We start from the raw sequence: 3041 nt of genomic DNA, 5'->3' as shown, positions 1-3041 counted from the left end.
GCCCGCCTCTACCGCACCGGCGACCTGGTGCGTCAACTCGCCGACGGGAACGTGGAGTTCCTCGGGCGGATCGACGACCAGGTCAAGATCCGCGGGTACCGCATCGAGCTGGGCGAGATCCAGACCGTGCTCACCCGCCACCCCGCCGTCCGCGAGGCGTTCGTGACGACGCACGAGGGCGAGCTCACCGCCTATGTCGCCCCGGCCTCCGACCCTGCCGGGCTGCGTGCCTTCCTGGCCGAGCGGCTGCCCGCGTACATGCTGCCGGCCACCCTGGTGCCGCTCGACGAGCTGCCCCTGAACGCCAACGGCAAGGTCGACCGGCGCGCCCTGCCCGCCCCCGACGCCGGCGGCGCGGCCGACGACGGTTACGTCGCCCCGCGCACGGTCGCCGAGGAGCGCATCGCCGAGGTGTGGGCGCAGGTGCTCGGCCTGGAGCGGGTCGGTGTCGAGGACGGGTTCTTCGAGATCGGCGGCCACTCCATCCGCGCCGTCGCCCTGGTCGGCGCGTTGCGTTCGGCCGGGTTCGACATCGGGGTGCGGGACGTCTTCGAGTACCGCACCGTCGCCGAACTGAGCGAGTTCCTCACCGGGCGCCCCGCGCGCACCGAGGTCGACACCCCCGTCGCACGGTTCGCGCTGGTCACCGACGAGGACCGGGACGCGCTCCCGGCCGACGCCGTGGACGCCTACCCGCTGACGCAGGTGCAGCTCGGCATGGTCCTGGAGATGCTCGCCGACGACTCCCAGCACGCGTACCACAACGTGTCGTCGTTCAAGATCACCGAGTCCCGGGCGTTCACCGCCGAGGCGCTGCGCGCGGCCGCCGCCACCGTCGCCGACCGCCACGAGATGCTGCGCACCTCCTTCCACCTGGAGGGTTTCTCGCAGCCCCTGCAGATCGTGCACGCGCAGGCCGGCATCCCGGTCACGGTCCACGACCTGCGCGGCCTCGACGAGGCGGCCCGCCGCGCCGCCGTCCAGGAGTTCCTCGCCGCCGAGCGCGCCGACCTCTTCGACCTGGAGCGCGCCCCGCTGCTGCGGATGGCCGTGCACATCGAGGACGACGGCTGGCGGCTCGGACTCACGGTCTGCCACGCCATCACCGAGGGCTGGAGCCACCGGGCCCTGCTGATGGAACTGCTCGACGAGTACCGCGGCGAGCGCGACGGCGCCGAGCGGACCGCGCCGGCCGCGCCGGCCGTCCGGTACGCGGACTTCGTCGCCGCCGAACTGCGCTCCCTGGAGTCCGAGCACGACCGGGCGCACTGGCGGGCCGTCACCGACGGGAACGCGCGCTTCACGCTGCCCGCCGCCTGGGCGGGCGACCGCACGGCCCCGCGCGAGCGGTTCCGTGTCGCGGTGGACCTGAAGCCCTTCGACGCGGGGCTGCGGGCGCTCGCCGCGCGCGCCAGGGTCTCGGTCAAGAGCGTGCTCCTGGCCGCCCACCTGAAGACGCTGAGCCTGCTCACCGAGGAGGACCGCTTCCACTCCGGTCTCGTCTTCAGCGCCCGTCCCGAGGCGCCCGGCGCCGACCGCGTCTACGGCATGTACCTCAACACGCTCCCGTTCGCCTTCGACGCCGACCGCGCCCGCACCTGGGAGCAGCTCGTGCGCGAGGTCTTCGCCCACGAGGCGGGCATGTGGGAGCACCGCCGCTATCCGATGCCGGCGATCCAGCACGACGCCGGGGTGGCGCGCCTGCTCGATGTCCGCTTCAGCTACCAGGACTTCGACCACGTCGACACCGACCGCGTCGACCTGGAGGCCAGCTCCGGCGAGGGTGCCACCGAGTTCGACCTGGCGGTCTCCGCGGTCGCCGGCTACCTGCTGATGACCACGCACACCCACGCCCTGTCCCGCGCGCATGCCGACCGGCTCACCGCGCTGTACGCGGCCGTCCTGGACGCGATGGTCAAGGACCCGGCGGGCGACGCCCGTGTGGTGCCGCTGCCCGCGGACGAGCTGCACCGCCAGCTCGTCGAGTGGAACGCCACGCACCACCCGGCCGAGACCGCCTCCGTCCTCCAGCGGTTCGAGGAGCAGGCCGCCCGGGTGCCGCACGCACCCGCGGTCACGCTCGCCGACGAGACCCTGACGTACGCCCAACTCGACGCCCGAGCAAATCAGTTGGCCCACGCGCTGCGCGCCGAGGGTGTCGATGACGAGGCACGGGTCGCGGTCCAGCTCGACCGGGGGCCCGATCTGATCGCCGCTCTGCTCGCGGTGTGGAAGGCGGGCGGGGCGTACGTGCCCGTCGACCCGTCGTACCCGGCGGAGCGGGTTGCCGCGATCGTGCGGACCTCCGGCGCCCGGGTGGCGCTCACCTCGGCGGCGTACGCGGACCGGTTCGCCGGTACCCGGGTGCTGTGCGCCGACACGGCGGGTGCGGACCGGCCGCGGACGGCGCCCGTGCGCCGCGACGACCTGGACCTGCTCGCGTACGTCGTCTTCACGTCCGGTTCGACGGGCACCCCGAAGGGTGTCGAGGTGCCGCACCGGGGGCTGGTCAACCATGTGGCCTGGGCGGCGCGCGAACTCGCCTCCCGCGGCACGGGCGGCGCGCCGATGTTCTCCTCGGTGGCCTTCGACCTGATCGTCCCCAACCTGTGGGCGCCGCTGGTCACCGGGCAGCGTGTGTACGCCGTCGCCCAGGACACCGCGCCGGCCGATCTCGGGCGGGCGCTGGCGGCCGGTGCCCCGTACAGCTTCGTCAAGCTGACCCCCGGCCACCTGGAGCTGCTCGCCGCGCAGCTCACCACCGAGCAGGCGGACGAACTCGCCGCGGTGACGGTCGTCGCCGGCGAGGCCCTGCCCGGCAGTGCGGCGGACCGCTCCCTGGACATCCTCGGCCCGGGCCGTCTGGTCAACGAGTACGGGCCCACCGAGGCGTCCGTCGGCTCCACCGTCTTCCCGGTGGTCGAACCGGTCGGCCGTGAGGTCGTGCCGATCGGTCGTCCGCTGCCCAACATGCGGGTATACGTGCTGGATTCGGGTCTGCACCCGGTGCCGGTCGGGGTCGCGGGCGAGCTGTATGTGGG

The 3041-nt window shown here is 73.7% G+C and carries 1 protein-coding gene; it reads left to right on the top strand.

Annotation, left to right across the window (positions count from 1 at the left end; translation table 11 throughout):
* On the top strand, positions 1–3041 hold a 3041-nt coding region (locus tag AB0L71_RS32615; protein ID WP_365250352.1), incomplete at both ends, for an AMP-binding protein.

The organism is Streptomyces sp. NPDC052052 (assembly GCF_040680455.1).
Classification (GTDB): Bacteria; Actinomycetota; Actinomycetes; order Streptomycetales; family Streptomycetaceae; genus Streptomyces.
This window is presented reverse-complemented; position numbering and strand designations above follow the sequence as displayed.